Source organism: Paenibacillus sp. P4_A7, from assembly GCF_056402455.1.
On record NZ_JBFUHJ010000666.1, the window covers coordinates 1 to 2,183 of the forward strand.

The 2,183-nt window shown below is 46.3% G+C and carries 2 protein-coding genes; both read right to left on the minus strand.

Annotation, left to right across the window (positions count from 1 at the left end):
* Nucleotides 1–1,192 (minus strand): hypothetical protein (locus AC1DWN_RS32670; RefSeq protein WP_477563001.1); only part of this gene is annotated, 1,192 nt, incomplete at its 3' end.
* A gap of 75 nt (nucleotides 1,193–1,267) precedes the next feature.
* On the minus strand, nucleotides 1,268–2,183 hold a 916-nt coding region (locus AC1DWN_RS32675; RefSeq protein WP_477563002.1), incomplete at its 5' end, for a beta-galactosidase trimerization domain-containing protein.

Below are 2,183 nucleotides of genomic sequence, written 5' to 3' on the forward strand. Positions count from 1 at the left end.
TCGTATATAACTTAATTCCTCTTTCCTTGGCTACCTTTGCTTCGCTGCTAAAGTATTGGCCAGGTCCTTCGAAGGAGATCGTGTAATCTACGCATACGTTTGTAACATGCTCATGCTTGATCTGCTCGAACATTTCGAACGTAACAAGCAAAGTAATATCGTCTGGTAAATTTCTTATCAGTTTCAGACGATCTTCCTCAGGCGCCCATCCCCAGTTGTAAGTCCAGAACACGATATCCGCCTCTTGATTATGCTTATGGACGACCTTCTTCAATAGGTTCAGCCATTGCGGATAGTCATTGCATGGCCACCAGCCGGGGCTCGGCTTTGTCTGAGGCTGGTCTGCAGGCCATTCCAGCCTGAGAACGCCTGTCGTATTCGGATCTTTACTCGGGAATTCACAGGACTCGCCCACGAGTATGACACCTTTGAAGCGCGGGCAAGCTTCGAAAATCTTACCGTAAACACGATCATAATATTGTTCCGCATCAAGCTCATCTGGATGCTTCCGTGAGATTAAATAGCTATATACATAGACATCAAGACCGTATAATGCCGCTCGATCAACAAGGTAATTAAAATCCTGATAGCCTTCCGTTGTTTTATCTACATCCTTAACAAATAATAGGATCGCATCAATGCCTGCGTGAGCCATAGCATTCAGATGGGCATCGGGATATCTGTCAAGCCCCCAGCCCGAATGCGCCAGCCGCGGCGAGAAGATCGGTTCCCTCACTACGTCCTGAGTAGAAAGGAAGGGCGCTTCTCGTAAGTTCATCAAGTCCTCGAGGAAATAGCTTCCCTGACCTACTCCGCGCTCGTCATTGCCGCATACGATTATGCGCTTGTCGGTAACTACAACACGGTAGCTTCGAGCCTTACTTAAAAGCTGTCCAACAGCGGGAAGCTCTCCTTTGGTCGCGAGGACAATCGTCTTTTCCATCGACTGCGAGTAATCCAAGACGTTCTTCACAATAAGAAGTCTCACCGAGATGTTCATGCTCACTAGCAAATAATCTTGTAGGTCTTTAGCCACATTCATCACCAAAGGAGTTGCTTCTTCACTAATCGCAATGCTCCAGTCTTGATCGATCACAACTTCATTCTCTCGAGTGATCGCTTCGAGATCCCACCGATTGGGCTGATGAACAACCTCCAACCGCTTGCGAAACTCATATTTCTTTTCAGCCATCTCATTGGATCCTCCTATGGTTAGTCAGATTAATTCCCGCTCCTTAATTCAGCAGCAAGCTTTGGAATAAAGACGTTAGCCGATCAGTGCTTTCTCATACTCAATCGCAATCATCTGATGGCAATCAATAACAGGTACTTGATAGTGAACGGACGACCCATCCTGCACGAAAGGAATGTCCTCTAGCTGCGATACCGCATATACCCGACGAACAGTTTCAGGCAATTGAAGCTTGACGTCAATCTGATAAATCGGCGTTATGTCTTCGATCACTTCTTTKTTCACTCCCCTCTTAACCGGGAAAGCATAGAGAAGATGATTAATATAACGTGATTCGTTTTTCTGATACTGGAGCGTTACAACACCTTGAGATGGCAAATTGGTGGATAGAGTTTTATTGACGCCCAGCAATCTTTCGAGCGCATACAGCACCGTTTCCTTCACGAACAAACTGCCGWTTTCCGCATAATCTTCAAACGCGTCCCAAGCCAAGTAAATGCCATTGCTGCTCTCCACCATGCCAGGCCCCGCATTATTGCGGCTGTTCGGCGTATGAGAGAAATAATATGCATGCAAGCTGCGGTTAAAATATGGATCTTCCCGATTTCCCAGCTCTATGCCACCGTTTAATCCAACCTTCTGCCCTTGTGAATAAAAGACAAACGATCCTTCTCCAAAACTAGGCAGTGGATCACGAGGCTTATAGAAGTCTGGCTTATATGAATTGGCCTCCACCCACTCGACTCCCAGATCAAGCGCAAATGCGTCGCCTGCTGGATTTAGTCCCGATTCACCTGTTGCAAATACCTTGCCGCCATCATCCAAATATCGTTTCAACTTAACGCCGAGTGAGTCTGAAATTCTCACCTTGTCTGGCAAAATAATAACTTTGTAGAGCTGGAAATCAGATTCCGTATCGATAATATTAAAAAGAAAATTGCCTTCCTGCAAAATACGGTATGCGCCTGTATCCGACTGCCCCATCCTATGC